This window comes from Vibrio sp. 10N.261.51.F12 (assembly GCF_041471725.1).
Taxonomy (GTDB): domain Bacteria; phylum Pseudomonadota; class Gammaproteobacteria; order Enterobacterales; family Vibrionaceae; genus Vibrio.
On record NZ_JBFROV010000027.1, the window covers coordinates 105,584 to 122,765 of the forward strand.

Consider the following 17,182-nt stretch of genomic DNA (forward strand, 5'->3'; position numbering starts at 1 on the left):
TACAGAGCTGAGTAACAAAACGTTAGGTAATACAGAGCCGAGTGGTACCGATCTTAGTGGCGGGGAACGGCGTGATAGTAATCAAAATAATGATTCTAGACGGAGTGAAAAGCCAAGCAATGAAAACCTAACGGGTACACAAGGCACTGATGTTGATCTTGAGAACAAGCCCGTAGATGGTGTGTGGGGTAGCGAATCAGAGCAACGGGTAAATTCTTCTGAAGGTGACGATGTCTGGCTGTCGACAGTGATTTGGCTAGCAAAGCATTTTGAGGTGAGGGCGCATCCGTTAAAAATTAAAGCAGGATTGCCGCTCACTCAAGGACAGCTTGATGATATTTTGTTTCCTCGAGCCATTGAAAAATCAGGTCTTGAGGCATTAGAGTTTAGCGTAAAGAACTTGGATCAAATCGTACTTCCGGCGGTTGTTATGCTTGCTGATGCTAGGTTACCGTTGGACCAAGTCGACAAATCAAGCGAGCAAACAGGCAATAAACGCCAAGTATACCAGCCATATATATTGCTTAGTCGAGACGGGCAGCATTACACCATGCTTGATCCGGCAGAGGCATTTCAAAAAAAAGTTATCGACAGTCAAACGCTCAAGCCACTCATTCATACAACCGCTTGGCAAATCAGTGCTAAACCGGTGGCTGATAAACGGACTGACCACTTAACTCAGGCCTCACCAAGTGGTTGGTTATGGGCAGTACTAAAAGAAGTAAAACCTTGGTATAGAGACCTATTTGTGGCGTCTTTTGTGGTCAATCTTTTAGCCATGATGGTTCCACTTTTTACCATGAATGTTTATGACCGCGTGGTACCAAATCAGGCATTTAATACGCTGTGGGTTCTGGTTGCGGGGATTAGTATTGTCATCGTTTTTGATTGGATACTAAGAGAAGCTCGCTCCTCTGTCACCGATATGGCTGGGCGCTATATTGAAAATAAACTCTCTGCTTCGCTTTTTGCCAAAGTAATAGGGATGAAACTGGAAAATCGTCCAGAATCCATTGGTTCGTTTTCTCGTCAGGTACAAGATTTTGATAGCGTAAAAGATTTCTTCACCTCGGTATCCTTAGTCACTTTAGTTGACCTACCGTTTACTATTTTTTTCCTAGTTCTGATTGGTTGGCTAGGTGGTGCGCTAATGCTAGTGCCAATGACAGTGATGGCAGCGTTGCTCCTGTTAAGCATTTTTATGAAGTCGCGTGTTGAGCAAACGTTTGAAGAAACCTCAAAGCTGTCTTCTCAAAGACAGGCACAGCTCTATGATGCCCTGACGTCACTAACCGATATTAAACAAAATAACAGCCAAGGGGTAATCCAAAAGCGGTGGGAGCTGACTATTTCGGCGTTATCGGAATGGCAGTGCAAATCACGTTTTTATACCAACATCGTCTCACACTCTATTCAATCGAGTCAGCAAATCGTCACAATTTGTCTGATTGTTGTTGGCGTCTATCAGATAGCGCAAGGTGCGTTAACGATGGGGGGGCTCATTGCGGTGGTAATGCTAAGTGGACGCGCTGCTAATTCAATCAACCAGCTCTCGGTTTTAATGCTTCGTTACCAGCAAACGAAAGCCGCTATGGAGGGACTTAATACTATTATGGCGACGCCGCAAGAGGAGTGTGATCACCAAGTCATGGATCGAGGCCGATTTGAAGGACGAATTAAGCTATCGAATATTTGTTTTAGTTATCCGGATATGCAAAGTGAAACCTTATCTGGTATCGATCTTAATATAGAAAAAGGACAAAGGGTCGGCATTGTCGGTGCAGCGGGCGCAGGTAAATCGACGCTATTGTCTATTATCGCGAAGCAACTAGAGCCATCAAGCGGACAAGTGTATTACGAAGGCATTGATAGTAACCTTTGGCCTCATGCCGCGATACGTGAATGCTCAGGGTGGGTAGGACAGACTCCGGTTCTAATATACGGCACCATCTATGAAAACATTGTGTTGGGTGGTCACGTTATCGATGAGCAAAGGTTGAAGTATGCCATTGTTATGTCGGGCTTGAATGACTATATGGGGCGATTAGCCAACGGGCTGGAAACGCAGGTGGGAGAAGCAGGTCGGTTTTTATCAGGTGGTCAGCGCCAAGCGGTGGTTATTGCAAGAGCACTGTACCGACAACCCGCATTGTTGATTATGGATGAACCAACTAGCAGCTTGGACCGACAAGCTGAATCGCGCTTTCATCAAGCCCTACAACGTATGCCACGAGACATGACGGTAGTGGTCAGTTCCCATAAACAATCTTTCTTAAACCTTTGCGATACGGTCGTGGTGTTAGACAAAGGCAAGGTTGTCACCACCGGAACACCCCAAGAGGTATTTGCGAATAAGTCCTCGAGCCGAGTTAAGACCATCTCAGTGGTAAAAGGGGCCCCAAATGAGTAGTGCAGTTCGATGGTCAAATAACAACATAGCTTATCGCTCTCGAAAGTTGATCTGGCTGGTGGGATTGCTCACGGCTTTGATTGTTGCTTGGGCGTCATGGGCGACCTTAGATGAAGTGGTGGTGGGAGAGGGAACGGTGGTTCCGAGTCAGTCAGTACAAACGATCCAGAGTTTGGAAGGCGGGATCATCGAAAATGTTTTAGTTCGGCAAGGTGACACTGTGATAAAAGGCCAGCCGCTGGTTTTACTTGATGACACTCGCTTTCGTTCCTCTTACCAAGAATCGACACAACAATTTGATACGTTAGTCGCGCAACAAACGCGGCTAAGAACTGAGTTGGCCAGCGTTAACGTTGTCACTAGAGAAGTCGATTGGCGTCAGCAGGTCGTCGTAACCATCAATGACTTTGAAACGAATGATGAATCTTCTCCAGCGTTATTTAACGCCAAAGCAAACTATTTGGAGAGAATTGACCAATTACTCTCTGAGCTAGAAGAATCAAAATTACGGATTGAACAACAATCACAATCGCTAATGGATACACAAACCTCCATTCGGACCTTAGAAAGCAGTGTCGTGATTGTAAAGAAAGAGCGAAACATGCTGAAGTCTGTTGTAGAGAGTGGCGCCGTTGCTGAAGTTGAATTGTTAAAGCTTAATCGCGATGTGATTCGGCTTGAGGGGGACTTGTCGAGTGCAAGAGCCGCCGCGCAAAAACAACAAGCCGCCTATTCAGAAGCAATAGCTGATTATCGCGGTACAGCATTTGATTTTCGAGCTAAAGCACAAGGTCAGCTTAACGAAGTATCAGCAAAATTAGCTCAGTTAAACGAGAGCCAACAAGCTATTGCTGACCAATTGCGCCGAACCCAAATGGTTGCGCCAGTGGATGCGACGGTAAAAGAGGTGTTTGTGCGGTCAATCGGCGGGGTGGTTCGTCCCGGAGAGCCAATTATGGAACTTGTGCCTCAAAATGCGACATTGATCATCGAAGCGAAAATTTCTCCCAAAGATATTGCTTTTATTTCAGTAGGTTTGCAGGCAACGGTGAAGTTTTCAGCCTATGATTTTGTTATATACGGCGGTCAAAAAGGACACGTGACCTATGTCAGTGCTGATGCATTAAAAAATGAAGAAGGCGAAGCGTATTATCGTGCGCACATTGCACTTGATTCATCGGACTCAGAAGGCTCACCATTTACTATCATTCCTGGAATGCAGGTTGCCGTCGATATTCTGACCGGAGAGAAAACGGTTCTTAGTTATTGGATAAAACCGATATTAAGAGCAAAAGAAAATTCATTGAGAGAACGCTAATAACAAGGAAGAAATATGCGTGGTTCAAAGCTCATGTTGTCTATGTGTATCACTTTGGCACCCATGGCCAACGCGATATCGTTAGAAGAGTCAGTAGCATTTGCAATTGATTACAGTCCAGAAGTACTCGCCCAATACTCGCGCTTTCAGTCGGTTATCCGTGACGGCGACGCAGCTGGTGGTTACCGATTACCTCAAGTGAATCTGTATGCAGCGGCAGGTGTTGAAAGCACTCGTTATGACGGTGGCAATTATATCCCATCTGATGAAAGGCAATTAAATCGTACAGAAATGGGCGTCAAAGTGTCGCAACTCTTGTTCGATGGGTTTGGCACATCTGCCAATGTTAAACGCCTTGGGTATGAAGCGGAGGCAGAGCGCCTAACCTTGATATCACGAGCCGAAAATGTGTCATTGGATGTTGTGAGAACGTATTTGGAGTTACTGCAGGCTGAGACCCTGTTACAACTTGCTGGTCGGAACGTGCGTGAACATCAAGAAATTTATCAAGATGTTCTCGATAAAAAACAAAAAGGGTTGGCGAGTAATTCAGATTTAGCACAGATTTCGGCCCGTGTTGCGACGGCGCAATCATCCCAAATTTCAGCTCAAAACAATGTATTTGATTTACAAACTCAGTTTCTTCGTCAGGTTGGTAAGCCTGGGCGCAGCTTAGTCTTTCCTAAGTTTGATCAGGGCTTACTGCCCAGCACAATGAATGTGGCGATTGAACAGGCTGTTGTGAACCACCCAGAAATCAAAGCGGCGATACTAGATATGGACGCTGCACGTCAAGAAATACGTCGTGAAAAAGGAGACTACTACCCCGAGTTAAAGCTTGAGCTACATGCCAATAAAAATCGCAATGTTGGTAATGCAATCGGTCCAGATGAAGATATGCGGGCGATGGTCACCTTAGACTATGACCTATTTAATGGGTTTTCGACCGATGCACGAGTTGAATCATCGGCATGGCGTCTTGAGGAAGCACGCGCGATTCGCATTCGGACTGAGCGTGAGGTGAAGGAAGGAACGGAGCTTGCTTGGAATGCTTATTCAATGATTGAGCAACAGATTGTCTTGCTGCAACAAAATGTTGACGCTGCAAAAATAGCCGAGCTCGGTTACATACAACAGTTTAATGTTGGTCGTCGTAGTTTACTCGATGTGCTTGATGCCAAGATAGAGGTGTTTTTAGCGCGGCAAAACTATGTGCGGAGTAAATATGATAGAACCTTTGCCGCGTATCGATTGTTAAATGCGATGGGGGTATTAACGTATGCATTACGCATAGAACACCCTGAAGAGTGGCAAAAAGAGGGGGAGTCCTAATGAAGACGTTATTGATGTTTGCTGTGATTTCCTTAGCGCTTACTGGGTGCGCAGAAACCCCAAATACGCAAACGACTCGCCATCAAATTGATGACCTTCGTGATGAAGATGCAGATGGTATTATTAATCAGCGCGATAGGTGCTTAGATACACCAGAAAATGTGGCGGTAGACAATACCGGTTGTGCCAACTGGGATATTTCCGATAAGCCTGTAGTCGTGAGTGTTGATTTTGATTTTGACGAAGCGATATTGAGAGTTGACCAAGATTCAAAAGTCACCAAGCTTGTCGATATGCTCGAGCAATACCCCAATTCAAATGTTGTATTGATCGGTGATACAAGTTCCGAGGGAACGGACGATTACAACAAAGCGTTAGCGAAACGTCGCACTGCGGCAATTAAACAAGCGTTAGAAACTCAAGGCATCGAAAGCGAGAGAGTATCGGAACAAGAGTTTACTCAGACAACGTATTACACTGAACAATTGCACAAGCGCAAGCGCCGCACGATAGCGGTATTTTATCGCCCAGAAATGAAGGTCACGCAGGAGTGGGACATATTCACGTCAGAAAAAAGTCTGAGTAGTTCGACACAAGTGGAGGCGCCAAGTGAATAAATTACAATCAATTATGTTTGGGTTAGTCGCTATTTCCTGTTTCGGTGCAGTGGCAAAAACGGGTGTGAATGAAACAACTGATGTGAAAAACATCAACTCAACTGCTGATGGCGTGGGTGTATCAGTCGTTGCTGTTGAGGATAATCTTATACCATTAATGAAAGCGCTAATTGAATCAAAGGAATTAAATATAAGTGTCACGTCTAGCGGAGACGTTCCTTACAGTATTACTAAAAATGGATTGAAAATGGGTATTAGTTCCAGAAAGTGGAAAGATCGTGAGGTCGCCCAATTTGTCGAAAAATATGGTTATAAGCCTACTGAGCTTTATTTTACTGCTGATGTTATTGCTATTCTTGCCAATGACAATAATCAAACAAGCAGCATATCTTTGGCTGAATTAAAGACTATTTTTGGTTGTAATAGTAGCCCAGAAGTCGTGAGGTGGGCGGATAAAAATGGTCAACGTGGAGAGCCGATGGTTCCTTTTGCGATTGACGAACAGTTAGTGATGCACAGAGAGTTTTCAACGTGGGTAACATGCTCTGAAGGGGCGTTCACGGCTACACACTTTGTTCCTGATCAGCAAGCGTTACTGAGTGAGCTTAATGGAGATGTGAATGCATTAGGTTATACCGTTTATACGGATAATATGACGGATAATAAGGTGCTTAATGTGATAAATAATTTAGGGGAAACGTATGATGTTAACAAAGAAACAATTTTTTCTGGTCGTTACCCCTTAGCCAGCGTTTATTACATGTATCTCAATCTACCGCCTAATAGAGAGTACTTTAATGAACAGGAGGAGTTTTTCATCAGCCTCGCGTTGTCGGACGAACAACAATCTGTGCTAAACGATTATGGTTTTATCAGCCTTCCAATTGAAGCTGTACACCGAAATCGAATTAAACTAGGCCTCGAAAAACCAATGATAGAGGGTGGGTATAGATAACACGAGAGATAGACGAAGAGGGTGGGGATAATAAGGTGTCAACCGGGTTTCCCCTATTCCTGCCAGTATAAGTATGTGTATGAGGATTAGAGGCGGCAAAGGGTAACTGAGTTGCGCGATAGCACTCTAAGTTCATGTTTATTTTTTGTCATTTAAAACGAGGGAACCAGTTCGGCTCTCTCGCTTTTTTTCGGGGCTGCTATGACTAACGCTGCTCTAATACTTGTTGAATGCCGAGTGTCTACTAGGGAGCACACCAGCTCCTGGTGTGCAGCTGTGAGCTTTGTAAGCTATTTTACCGTGTGGTGTTGACGGAGTTTTGTCTGGCGTTTCGAGTTTAGGTTAACCGCATCACGGATTTTAAGGCTCAATATCGTTGATGCAAGTATAAACGTGACGCTGTTAGCAACGACAATGGGTAGGTCATCGATAAGTAAGCCATATATCAGCCACAGGGCAACACCACTTACGAAAATGCTATACATCATAAGAGAGATAGAATCGGTATTTCGAGTTTTCAATATGTGCAGTACTTGCGGAACAAAGGAGCACGTAGTGCATATTGCCGCAAGATAGCCTAACAACGTAATATCAATCATGTATTGTTCTCTACGCTATCCACTTCGCTACAATAGACTCTGCTTCGTGTAATAGTATCTCGCTCACGTCTGATTGTAAGAAGCGCGCATTTTCTTTCGCTTGATTAACGGTATGCGCCCCCGCTATAACCGAGCCTATACTTTCTTGGTTTACCATCCAATGGATTGCTAAGTGGGAAAGCGGAAGACCTGCAGAATCGGCCAGTGTTTTTAGCGCCATTGCGCAAGGGAAATAAATGTCTTTAAACAGCTCACCGTTGAGTTTAGGGTTGTTACGACGATCATCTTTATCATCAAAGTTGTGTTGAGCTTTGAATGTACCCGTTAGTAATCCTTGCATGAGAGGGCTGTATGGCAAGTACTTCATATCATGTTGCTGACAATAAGGAAGCATTTCATCACGAGTTCGATATTGAAGTGGGATGTTATGATAGTGGTCTGGGTTTTGCTCTATTAGGTTATATAAGCCTTGAACTGTGGCGACTTCCACAACAGACTGCATCTGTTCTATCATGTCTAAACTGTAATTAGAGACGCCAATATGGCGAATCTTTCCCTGTTCTTTTAGTATTTTTAGAGCGTGCGCTGTTTCGTCGATTGGCGTATTTGGATCAGGCCAATGAACTTGATACAAATCCAGGTAATCTGTCCCAAGGCGTTTTAGGCTTTGCTCAACCTCAAAAACGATGCTGTTGTGTGACAGGTCTTTCCTTGTTTTTTTATTTGGATCAGCCGGATCCCAAGGTAAGCCACATTTACTCGCTATGATGACCTTATCACGTGATATCCCCGAGAGTGCTTGCCCCAGGACTGATTCGGCGTGACCTTTTCCATATACGGGTGCAACGTCGAAAAAATTAATGCCTTCATCGATCGCGGCATGAATAGTGCGGATTGAATTCTCGTCAGTGACGTTGTTCCATGTGCCGCCAATCGCCCAGCAGCCAAACCCAATCGCTGAAGCCTGCATATCTTTTATTTGTTTGTATTTCATAATATCCTCAATAGTCTTAGCCCTACTGTCAGCAGGGCTAAGACCTAATGGTTACTTCATTTCAACCCAAAAATCTTTGTTTGCTTCAATCAGATCATCCAAGATTGCTTTAGCAACGGAGGCACTTGGGATCGTGGCGGAAAGGGTGAGAGCTTGCCACAGCTTTTGGTAAGAACCTTCCACATGCGCTTGAACCACGAGTTTTTCTACAGACACTTGTTGATTCATCATGCCTTTTTGGAACTCAGGGATCGCGCCGATTTGCAGTGGTTTTGCGCCAGTATTGTCAACAATACATGGGATTTCGACCATTGCAGTTGGGTCGAAGTTACTGATAGCACCATTGTTTGGAACAATAAGTAACATGCGCTCTTTAGTATTGAAAGCAATGGCAGTCGCGAGGTCAACAATATAAGAAGCGTGCTCTTCCACTTCGATTGACGTGTCTTTTGCTGTGCCGTTTGCAATGATGCGGTGGCATTCTGTGAAGACTTCTTTTTCGCGACCGTCCATGACCTCATTGGCACGGGTGAATTCTTTGTTAGAATGTTCAACCACGTAGTCTGGGTACATATAATACTTAAGATAAGTATTTGGGATGGTGTCTGGATCAAGTGCGTAAACATCACGAACCTTGATAAATGTCTCTTTCCAAGACTCATCAGTATGCTGTGCACCACTCAAGACACTAGGTGGTAGATAGCCATTATCCTTAATGTAATCTTGAATCTTAGGCATTAGGTTTTCACCAGTTTTGGCATCCTTGAATTCTTTCCACCAACCAAAATGGTTCAGGCCGTAATACATAATGTCGAATTGCTTACGGTTCTCATAACCTAATATCTCAGCGATACGTGTTTCGATACCAATCGGCATATCACAAATATTAAGTACTTTTGAATTTGGACGAAGCACGCGACACGCCTCGGCAACGATTGCGGCTGGATTCGAATAGTTTAGCATCCATGCGTTTGGAGAATACTTCTCCATGTAATCAATCATTTCAATAACTGCAGGGATAGAACGAAGACCATAAGCAACACCACCTGCACCACATGTTTCTTGACCGACGCAGCCATGGCGAAGTGGGATTTTTTCATCTTGCTCACGCATTGCATACAGGCCAGCTCGGATATGCGCCATGCAGAAGTCAACATCTGTAAAGGCTTCTTCAGGGTCGGTTGTGTAAGAGAATTCGATGTGCGGCGCACGTTCTTTCAACAAGATTTTGCACGCTTCTGCTATGGTTTCTTGGCGTTGTGCAAGATTGTCGTAGAATTTTAATTTGCGGATCGGGAATCGGTCTTGGTTTTCTAATAGCATCATCACGATACCTGGAGTAAATGTAGAACCGCCACCTGCAATTACGACTGAAAATTGTTTTTTCATGATAAGCCTCACTCAAAATTTGGGCGGCGTATTACCGCCCTTGATTATTGTTAATTTAAAGAAAAATGGTTTGTTTTATTATTGGTTAATCATTGCGTTATAAAGTGTGTCCACCTGCTTTTTCGACTCATTTAAAGCTGAGTCGCGGGTGTCAATGAGACATCAACTGTTTTTGCTGCGCTCACCAATTTTTCACACTCCTCGCGAAGTTGGGGGACGTTTAAGCCGATGATGACCTGAACCGCGTTGCCATTTTTTACTAGGTTGACAGCGCCTGTGCTCATGAAGTATTCCGCCGACATCACTTTGTTTGCCTCTTTAACTGTGACACGTAGTCGAGTTGCGCAGTTGCTTAGGTCAGCGATGTTGTCGAGCCCGCCCAGTCCTTCAAGCGTTTCTATTGCTTGAATTTGCAATGGTGTTGCATGACCAGCATTTCCCTTGCCTTTGATGCCATGTTTTTGATTAAAGTCTTGTTTGTTGTGGAGTTTCATTTCCGCTTCGCCGCGTCCTGCAATTTGCACGTCGAACTTTATAATTAAGTATTTAAACGAGACGTAATAGATTGCAGTGAAACAAAGACCAATGGCAATTTGTGTAATCACCATACTGGTGTGATTACCGAGAAGTGGAATCCAGTTCCCGGTCACGAACTCAATTAAACCGCCACCCATATTTCCGACGACACCAAAGCTGTACATCACCATCGCCATTGTTCCAGCTAGGACGGCATGAAAAGCGAATAACCAAGGTGCAATAAACAAGAATGTAAACTCTAACGGTTCCGTAATGCCGACCATCACAGCTGTGAGCGTGGCTGGTATTAACAAGGCAGCGACTTTTTTACGGTTTTCAGGTTTTGCCGTTTGGTACATCGCCAATGCGATACCGGTACAACCGAATATTTTTGAATTTCCGTGCAGTGCAAAACCACCAGCGGGAAATAGGTCTTTCATCGCCTGACCAGATTGCGTGAACATTTCCAAATTAGTAAACCAGTCAACGACAATACCGTTTGGTGTGACGACGTTGCCATAAACGAACGGGGTATAAACAAAATGATGTAAACCGGTAGGAATAAGAATGCGTTCCAAGAAAGTATATAGCCATACACCAAATGCCCCTGATTCGACCATGAAACCTTGCAGGTTCATGATGCCGTGTTGAATTGATGGCCAGATATAGAGCGTTAGCCAAGCTGCGGGTAGCATAGCGATGAATGACACCATTGCTACATAGGATGCTCCTTGGAAAATGCCGAGATAAGGGGGCAGTTGTTTTTCAAATGTTTCGTTGTGAATCCACGTGACAAGCCCGGAAATAATGATGGCGCCAAAGATCCCTGTATCTAAGGTTTTGATACCAGCAATCTCGGTTAGTCCTGACGTCCCACCAATCGCAAGTGAAAAGTCTACGCCAAAATACTCGCCCCAGAATCCGCCCATCGCCCCGACGAAGTAGTTGAAGGTTAGGTATGAAACCATGACAACCATCACTGCTCGAGCATGAGCCGTCTTTGCAAGCCCGATGGGTAAGCCAACGGCAAATAGTAGGGCCATATTACGGAAAATGGTCCAGCCACCTTCTTCTATGACTTGTAATACTTGGTAATACAAACCGTCTTTATCAGCCAGGTCGCCGACAAAGGTAGGGTTTTTTAGAACAATGGTTAATCCAACTAGTATGCCAACAAATGGAAACAGCAAAACCGGGGTAAACATTGCTCCACCTAAGCGTTGAATTGCACTTAACATGGAAAGGTCCTTTTTGTTATTTGAACTTCTATTGGTTTGTTATCGATGTTCTATCTTTCGATAGTATGTACGTTACTCTTCACTATCTGGCATGACAAATACATAACCTTTCATTTGTGATCTAGTACAAATAAAATATCTATATTGGGTTTTTAGTATCTTTTAGTAATGAATTGATCGTTCAAAGCCCTTGTGGGGCGTAATTGGTCTATCATTTGGTGAAATAGGTTATTGATTTGTCTTTTTTTGGTGTGTACTGTAAACGCAGTACGTAAGAGGAAATGAGATGCTATACAAAAAAGTGATGCAGAGAATTAAGGCTCGTATCGATTCCGACGAATTTTCAATTGGGGATACCTTACCAACGGAAAAGGAGCTCATTGCGCACTATTCAGTGAGTCGAATCACAATACGAAAAGCCATTGAAGAGCTTGTAAAATTGGGACTGGTCGAAAAGAAACAAGGTGCCGGCTCAACTGTGATAGGTAAGACAATGACGGGTTCAATGTCAAACTTGCGTAGTACCAGTGAATATATGGTCGAAACCGGCTTTAATCTTGAATATCGTGTTGTTGAATTTAAGCTAATTGATCCTGATGAAGAGATCGCCAAAACACTAGAAATAGACATTCAAGATAAAGTCTATTTTATTCGGAGATTCAAATTGATTAATGGCTGTCCTTCGATTTATGAAGACTCGTATATGCCAATGGCGATGTTCCCACAAATGAACGTGCAATCACTCGAAGGATCAAAGTATCAGTATCTTGAACGTGATTTGGGTATGGAGATTGATGGTGCACAGCAAGATTTTGAAGCCGTGATGCCAGATAAACACTTGTGTGACGTGTTTGATTTGTCACCTGATGAGCCGATTATTCGCTTGCTATCGGTGGGGAAACTTAAAGATGGTCGTGTTTTTGAATTTACCAAATTGAGTTTTAAACCGAATACGTATTCTTACAAGCATTATCTTAAGCGTTAGGTTTGTGCAGCTTTGGGGAGACGATATAGTCGGGTTCATGCCTTGGTTGGAATTCTTGTCGCAACCAATTCCGAAGCGCAATAACGCTGTCGGATTTGAGTTTGTCAGGTGCGCATGCAAAATAAAAGGCTTGTACTGGGTTTGCTACAGCAACACCTATCTCTACAAGCAACCCATGGTCGATGTCGTCTTTGACGAACTGTCGGTGAGTCACTAACACACCTAAGTTTCGAATGGTGGCGTGAATGGCTTGAACTGACGCATTAAATGTCAAATTATTTGGAGAGGTGGGAAGTAACAATTGGTACGCTTCACACCAGATCTGCCAATCGTGTTTACGTCGATTATTGGCGACAGAAATAGCGGGATGTGAAGCAATAATTTGCTCGACGGAAATGGAGGGATTATTGTTCAAAACAGTAGGACTACACACTAGTATCAGTTCGTCGTCAGCGAGTTTTTCACAGACATAATCTTGCCACTCATCGATAGAGTCATGGATGAGCGCGACGTCGACGCCTTCCATTTCAAGACTGAATGCTCCCACTCGGTTCGAGATACGGATATCAAGCTGAGGGGCGGCGATTTGTAAGCTAGGAACCCTAGGTATCCACCAATGGAGGGCGAGAGAGTTTACCATATTTATGGTTAACCGATTGCTGGCCTCACTATTAAGCATTGCTTCATTTGCTTCAAGGATTTTTTCAATCGCAGGTGCGACATCTCTATAGTACTGCTGTCCATTCGAATTTAGCTCTATATGTCGACCTACACGCCGAAAGAGCTGGGTAGCCAGTTGACTCTCAAGCGCCTTTATAGACTGACTGACCGCAGAATGAGTGACATTCAATTGTTCAGCCGCACGAGACATACTTCCCGTTTCTGCCACTTTCACAAAAGCGTATATTGATTTTAGAGGTGCATACTTTTTCATCGTTTTAATCGGTAAGTTTTTCTAACAATATAGTTCACAATTATTCAATATTTTACTGTGGCGTTGATCAATATAATGAAAATTATTGAGTGAGGTTAAAAAAGAAGGGTCTTATGTCAGATAGTCAAAATCGTCGAGCGATTGGGTTCATGTTGTCGTCTACGTTGAGTTTGTCCATTACCGGTGTCTTAGCCAAATATCTGTCGATGGAGCTATCTTCTGGTAATTTAACCTTATTACGATTTTTAGTGCCTGCCATTTTGCTGTTTGTTTTCTTGTCTTTTACATCACTTCGTTTGCCTCCTAAAAGTATGTGGAGGCTCCTCGCCTTTCGAGCATTGAGTATCGCGGCTTGCCAGCTATGTTTTATCTACGCATTGACGGCCTTATCGTTAGTAGAAAGTGTGGTGTTGTTCGGTACCGGACCGCTGTTTATCGCATTATTCGAAAAGTTGTTTTTTCGAGTTCATTTGAGTGGCATGACTATCGTGTCATTGTTGCTAACAAGCGTCGGCGTATTATTGCTGGCAGGTGAGGTCGGTGGTCTGAATTTCAAACCAGAGATTTTGATTGGGTTGCTGTCGGGTGTATTCAATGCGGGCTCACAGCTCAGCCTTCACAAAGCCTCCAAAGGCAGTATGTCAGGTATTGAGAACAATGCCTGGACGTTCTTGTTTGCTGGAATAGGGCTGGTACCGGTATTGCTTTTTATTGAGCCTACGACCTTAAGCCATCTGTGGCATTCAAGCACCGCGAATTGGGGTGTGATAATCATGTTGTTGCTGATGGCAGTGATGGTTATTAATACTCAAACGAGCCGCTACAAAGCGTATCAACTGGCGACAACCAACTCTCAGGTGGCTCCCCTCATTTATACCAATCTTGTGTTTACCGCGCTCTGGCAATTTACTTTGTTTGATGTCGTTTTCAGCGCGTCACAATTAATAGGTCTATTGCTTATTGTCATTGCTAACTTGCTTTCAGCGATGTTACCGCGTTGGATGGGGAAAAGAAAAATCACACTAACCCCAGTTAAATCGTCAAATTGATTCTCAAAATGATTTAATGAAATTGAAGTGTATTTATATTGTTGATTTATAACAATAAAAATATTGGCATGTACTTTGTATAGTTAATGGTTACCTGAGCGAATCAAGGGAATCGATGATGCAAAGAATACAAATACCATCCAGAATTAGCTTACTGAAAAAAAGCGCGGTTTCACTCGCAATCGTTGCCTCGGCCAACGCTTACTCAGCACCTTTTGACACGTGCCCGAGCCAAGCTTATCTGTTTCAAGCCAACCCAGTGCAAGTTTACGGGATTAACCTTGTCACAGGGACTAACGCCTTGCTGCAAGGCAACACCGGACTGAATGCGAACGTTAACGGCGTAGGGTTTGATTTTGACAGCCGATATATATACGGATACGACACGTCAAATAAGCAGATTGTCCGCTTAGGCAAAGATTTCATCGCCGAGAGTGTCGCGACAAGTGGATTACCGACCGGTCACACATTTTATGTTGGTGATGTATACGAGAGTGTTTATTACCTTTACCGAAAGGGAAAAGGCCTGTTTACGATTGACCTATCGCCGCTTGCAAATGACCCTAATGCTACGCTACCAGTCACCAAAGTGAGTAGCAGAGCCGTGGTGAATTTGACGGACTTTGCGTTCCATCCAAGTGACGGAAAGTTATACGGGATAGACAACAGTTCGGGAGGCTTGTATTCCTTTGACCCGAATAATGGCCAAGAAACGTACATCGGTGACACCGGAGAGACAGGGACATTTGGTGCTGGGTATTTCGATGTAGAGGGTTATTACTACGTTGCACGAAATCAGGATGGACAGATTTACCGGGTGGATTTGTCAGCGGGCAACGCGACCAATATAGCGAATGGTGACGTACCTGCTATCAAATTTGCAGATGGCCCAAGCTCTAGCCAAAATGATGGTGCTCGATGTGCAAACGCACCAATTGTCGATGAAGACTCGAATATTGACTTTGGTGATGCTCCAATCACTTATGGAACCAAGCTTGCAGACAATGGGCCAAGGCATGAACTTGATGGGATTACGTGGTTAGGCTCGTCTGCACCAGATGGTGACCAGGATGGTTTATATGCCAATCTTGCCGATGACGAAACAGGTCAAGATGACGAAAACGGCGTGGGTTTTGTTACGGCTGTCGAGCCTGGTCTTGATAGTATTGTTCGCGTCAATGCGTCGACAACGGGTTACCTGTCGGCATGGATAGACTGGAACCAAGATGGTGACTTCTCTGATGATGGCGAAAAGGTTTTCAATGATGAATTGCTGAGTGCTGGGAACAATGATCTTCTATTAACGGCTGCGATAGATGCCGAGATTGGGTCGACATGGAGTCGCTTCAGATTTAGTCAACAACAAACCCTGAGTTTTGATGGAGGTTCAACGTCAGGAGAAGTGGAAGACCACGCGCTCACTGTCACTGGAGAGGGTTTGTCGGTTCGTTATTATCCAGATGCTACAGGCTACACAACCGTTGCGTACGAAGATAATTGGCCGTATACCGCCGACTACGATATGAACGATGTCGTCGTGCGTTATCGAATTACCGAGATTTTAAGAGATGGAGCCGTCATAAAGTCTAAGATTGACGGTTATTTGGGGGCGGTAGGTGCTTCTTATCACAACGGGTTTGCTCTTCGCTTTAAAGGCGTGAATCGTTCGGACGTTGATACGACAACGACGCGACAAATCCACAACGGGATTCAACTTGCGGACAGCGGTTTAGAGGGCATCTCTAACGAAGCGATTTTTATCGTGAGTGACGATACCTCCGTCTATAAAGTGGATGGGTGTGAATACCATCGAACGCTATCATCGTGTGCAGAAAAAGAAGATGTACAACTTAACTTTACGCTGCATGTTAATTTCCTAGAAGGCGCTGAAACCAACTCGCTAATGGCGATGCCTTATGACCCATTTATTTACGCAACGGAAGGGTATTACCACGGGGCAGGTTACTTTCAGCCAGGGCGTGCGTGGGAAGTGCATCTCCCGAATTATGAACCAACGGAACAATTTGATGCCGATTTGTTTGCTGGTATAGGCGTCGATGTTAGTGACAGCAGTAATGGTGTTTATTTCAAAACATCAAACAACTTGCCATGGGCGCTAATGATCAATGATGAATGGGAATGGCCAACAGAACGAACGGATTTAGTCGAGGCTTACCCTCAGTTTGCAACGTACGCTGAATCATCGGGCGACCAAGCTCAAACTTGGTTTGAAACTCAATATGCGACACCTGGCAAATGCTACATCCCTTAGGAGGCTGACATGAAAACAACATTAATCACATCAATTATGAGTCTTGGATTGGTTACGGCCTGTGGCGGTGGTGGGGGTGGCGGTGATTCCTCTGGTGGCGGTAGCTCGACACCTGCTCAAACTCCACCTGTTACCGCAACGCCGGCCCCCCCTGCCGCGGCAACAAGAACCATGTCAGATTTGGCTATTCCAGATGATCTGGATTACAAGCCGGTGGAAGCATTAACGTTAACCGTAGACGCAAGTGGGTCAGTGTCAGGCAGAGCATTGGTCTCTGTGTATACCGAATTTGAAAGCCAATTATCGGGAGAGGTTGTGCCGGTTTACGATAGCCGTATTGCCTCGCAGTCATTGAAAAACGGATTGGGTGAGCTTGAGTTTTCCTCGCCGGAGCACATCAAAACCGTGTTAGTGGAGATATGGACTCATGATGGGAACCCGCCTTTGCAAAAGCTAGTCGCCGTCAATAGTTCGAATTTGTCTTGGTAGCTGTCGATACTTAAGTCGGCAATAAAGGCATTAAATTGGCACCACCACAGAAAAGCCCCGTATTACGGTAATGCCGTTCACTTAA

Annotated in this window: 14 protein-coding genes; 9 read left to right on the forward strand and 5 right to left on the reverse strand. The window is 44.4% G+C overall.

Annotated features, from left to right (window positions below; translation table 11 throughout):
• Positions 1–181: 181 nt before the first annotated feature.
• Genes AB4405_RS16020 through AB4405_RS16040 form a run of 5 tightly spaced genes read left to right on the forward strand, consistent with a single transcriptional unit; the run spans position 182 to position 6,632 of the window.
• Positions 182–2,410 (forward strand): type I secretion system permease/ATPase, encoded by a 2,229-nt coding sequence (locus AB4405_RS16020; protein WP_372061817.1) that lies wholly within the window; start codon positions 182–184, stop codon positions 2,408–2,410.
• Complete coding sequence (locus AB4405_RS16025; protein ID WP_372061804.1) at positions 2,403–3,728, forward strand: HlyD family type I secretion periplasmic adaptor subunit; 1,326 nt, start codon at positions 2,403–2,405, stop codon at positions 3,726–3,728. The genes AB4405_RS16020 and AB4405_RS16025 overlap by 8 nt, the downstream gene beginning before the upstream one ends.
• Before the next feature lie 15 nt (positions 3,729–3,743).
• On the forward strand, positions 3,744–5,060 hold the full coding sequence (locus AB4405_RS16030) for a TolC family outer membrane protein (protein WP_372061805.1): 1,317 nt from the start codon (positions 3,744–3,746) through the stop codon (positions 5,058–5,060).
• Complete coding sequence (locus tag AB4405_RS16035; RefSeq protein ID WP_372061806.1) at positions 5,060–5,677, forward strand: OmpA family protein; 618 nt, start codon at positions 5,060–5,062, stop codon at positions 5,675–5,677. Before AB4405_RS16030 ends, AB4405_RS16035 begins: the two co-directional genes overlap by 1 nt.
• The gene (locus tag AB4405_RS16040) at positions 5,670–6,632 is read left to right on the forward strand and encodes a PstS family phosphate ABC transporter substrate-binding protein (RefSeq protein WP_372061808.1); all 963 of its coding nucleotides are present in this window, start codon (positions 5,670–5,672) and stop codon (positions 6,630–6,632) included. The genes AB4405_RS16035 and AB4405_RS16040 overlap by 8 nt, the downstream gene beginning before the upstream one ends.
• A 290-nt stretch (positions 6,633–6,922) precedes the next feature.
• On the opposite strand, the gene AB4405_RS16045 is transcribed toward AB4405_RS16040, so the two are convergent.
• The 4 genes from AB4405_RS16045 to AB4405_RS16060 all read right to left on the reverse strand — a co-directional run bounded on the left by AB4405_RS16045 (position 6,923) and on the right by AB4405_RS16060 (position 11,368).
• Positions 6,923–7,231: a SemiSWEET transporter gene (locus AB4405_RS16045; protein ID WP_372061809.1), complete on the reverse strand. Its 309-nt coding sequence runs from the start codon at positions 7,229–7,231 to the stop codon at positions 6,923–6,925.
• A 10-nt stretch (positions 7,232–7,241) separates the two neighbouring features.
• Positions 7,242–8,225 (reverse strand): aldo/keto reductase, encoded by a 984-nt coding sequence (locus tag AB4405_RS16050; protein ID WP_372061810.1) that lies wholly within the window; start codon positions 8,223–8,225, stop codon positions 7,242–7,244.
• Positions 8,226–8,276: 51 nt separating this feature from the next.
• Positions 8,277–9,614: a 6-phospho-alpha-glucosidase gene (locus tag AB4405_RS16055; RefSeq protein WP_102469295.1), complete on the reverse strand. Its 1,338-nt coding sequence runs from the start codon at positions 9,612–9,614 to the stop codon at positions 8,277–8,279.
• 131 nt (positions 9,615–9,745) lie between these two features.
• Positions 9,746–11,368 (reverse strand): alpha-glucoside-specific PTS transporter subunit IIBC, encoded by a 1,623-nt coding sequence (locus tag AB4405_RS16060; RefSeq protein ID WP_102469294.1) that lies wholly within the window; start codon positions 11,366–11,368, stop codon positions 9,746–9,748.
• 286 nt (positions 11,369–11,654) lie between these two features.
• Here AB4405_RS16060 and AB4405_RS16065 point away from each other — a divergent pair, with 286 nt between their 5' ends.
• Positions 11,655–12,353 carry a GntR family transcriptional regulator gene (locus AB4405_RS16065; RefSeq protein ID WP_102469293.1) on the forward strand — a complete coding sequence of 233 codons (699 nt, stop codon included), beginning with the start codon at positions 11,655–11,657 and terminating at the stop codon, positions 12,351–12,353.
• On the opposite strand, the gene AB4405_RS16070 is transcribed toward AB4405_RS16065, so the two are convergent.
• Positions 12,343–13,287: a LysR substrate-binding domain-containing protein gene (locus tag AB4405_RS16070; RefSeq protein ID WP_372061812.1), complete on the reverse strand. Its 945-nt coding sequence runs from the start codon at positions 13,285–13,287 to the stop codon at positions 12,343–12,345. The two genes, AB4405_RS16065 and AB4405_RS16070, sit on opposite strands and share 11 nt — an antisense overlap.
• A 113-nt stretch (positions 13,288–13,400) precedes the next feature.
• On the opposite strand from AB4405_RS16070, the gene AB4405_RS16075 reads away from it, so the two are divergent.
• The 3 genes from AB4405_RS16075 to AB4405_RS16085 all read left to right on the forward strand — a co-directional run bounded on the left by AB4405_RS16075 (position 13,401) and on the right by AB4405_RS16085 (position 17,097).
• Positions 13,401–14,336, forward strand: a complete 936-nt coding sequence (locus AB4405_RS16075) for a DMT family transporter (protein WP_372061814.1) — start codon at positions 13,401–13,403, stop codon at positions 14,334–14,336.
• Positions 14,337–14,451: 115 nt separating this feature from the next.
• Positions 14,452–16,608, forward strand: coding sequence for an LruC domain-containing protein (locus tag AB4405_RS16080; RefSeq protein WP_372061815.1), 2,157 nt, complete (start codon positions 14,452–14,454; stop codon positions 16,606–16,608).
• Between the two features lie 9 nt (positions 16,609–16,617).
• Positions 16,618–17,097 carry a hypothetical protein gene (locus AB4405_RS16085; protein ID WP_372061816.1) on the forward strand — a complete coding sequence of 160 codons (480 nt, stop codon included), beginning with the start codon at positions 16,618–16,620 and terminating at the stop codon, positions 17,095–17,097.
• Positions 17,098–17,182: the final 85 nt, after the last annotated feature.

What these genes read in the sequence shown, in the direction of transcription:
- AB4405_RS16035 (WP_372061806.1), top strand. Translation starts at nt 5,060, where the DNA reads ATGAAGACGTTATTGATGTTTGCTGTGATTTCCTTAGCGCTTACTGGG.
- AB4405_RS16050 (WP_372061810.1), bottom strand. Translation starts at nt 8,225, where the DNA reads ATGAAATACAAACAAATAAAAGATATGCAGGCTTCAGCGATTGGGTTT.
- AB4405_RS16080 (WP_372061815.1), top strand. Translation starts at nt 14,452, where the DNA reads ATGATGCAAAGAATACAAATACCATCCAGAATTAGCTTACTGAAAAAA.
- AB4405_RS16075 (WP_372061814.1), top strand. Translation starts at nt 13,401, where the DNA reads ATGTCAGATAGTCAAAATCGTCGAGCGATTGGGTTCATGTTGTCGTCT.
- AB4405_RS16065 (WP_102469293.1), top strand. Translation starts at nt 11,655, where the DNA reads ATGCTATACAAAAAAGTGATGCAGAGAATTAAGGCTCGTATCGATTCC.
- AB4405_RS16025 (WP_372061804.1), top strand. Translation starts at nt 2,403, where the DNA reads ATGAGTAGTGCAGTTCGATGGTCAAATAACAACATAGCTTATCGCTCT.
- AB4405_RS16070 (WP_372061812.1), bottom strand. Translation starts at nt 13,287, where the DNA reads ATGAAAAAGTATGCACCTCTAAAATCAATATACGCTTTTGTGAAAGTG.
- AB4405_RS16060 (WP_102469294.1), bottom strand. Translation starts at nt 11,368, where the DNA reads ATGTTAAGTGCAATTCAACGCTTAGGTGGAGCAATGTTTACCCCGGTT.
- AB4405_RS16055 (WP_102469295.1), bottom strand. Translation starts at nt 9,614, where the DNA reads ATGAAAAAACAATTTTCAGTCGTAATTGCAGGTGGCGGTTCTACATTT.
- AB4405_RS16045 (WP_372061809.1), bottom strand. Translation starts at nt 7,231, where the DNA reads ATGATTGATATTACGTTGTTAGGCTATCTTGCGGCAATATGCACTACG.
- AB4405_RS16030 (WP_372061805.1), top strand. Translation starts at nt 3,744, where the DNA reads ATGCGTGGTTCAAAGCTCATGTTGTCTATGTGTATCACTTTGGCACCC.
- AB4405_RS16085 (WP_372061816.1), top strand. Translation starts at nt 16,618, where the DNA reads ATGAAAACAACATTAATCACATCAATTATGAGTCTTGGATTGGTTACG.